Annotated in this window: 1 pseudogene; it reads right to left on the bottom strand. The window is 54.6% G+C overall.

What is annotated here, in order from left to right:
* Positions 1-320, bottom strand: a pseudogene (locus ACNPAA_RS21130) (hypothetical protein); the annotation flags it as partial.
* Positions 321-381 lie beyond the last annotated feature (61 nt).

Genomic DNA, 381 nt, shown 5'->3' with positions numbered 1-381 from the left:
CTGCTGGGGCAAGCTGGGGCATCAACAGAAGGTTCACGAGGTGTGGAAGGTGTTTGAGGAGGGATGAACCCCGCTGCTTTGAACGCGTCTAGATCGGCGCGGATCCAGCGATAGAAACTGCGGGGGGCAGTATCGGCAGGAGTAGCCGCGATAAGTGCGCGAGTACGAGCTGCCACTGCCAGGTTGCGGTCTACGGCGAGCTGACGATCTTTGGTGCAAAGGGAAGTACGGATAGCGAAGGGCAAGCCACGGTCACGTAATGACTTAGGCAGCGGGAGACGAGTGTAGTAGGTGCCGGAGGCATTTTTACTCAGATACATGATTGTTCCACCCAGTTGATCCAGGAAAAAAATCACGTAAGTCTAGAAATGAAAAAACCCG

The sequence above is a fragment of the Aeromonas sp. PS2Canimalfood6 genome (assembly GCF_048276795.1).
GTDB lineage: Bacteria > Pseudomonadota > Gammaproteobacteria > Enterobacterales > Aeromonadaceae > Aeromonas > Aeromonas caviae.
The sequence above is the reverse complement of the archived record's forward strand: the minus strand, read 5'-3'. Positions and strand labels throughout refer to the sequence as shown.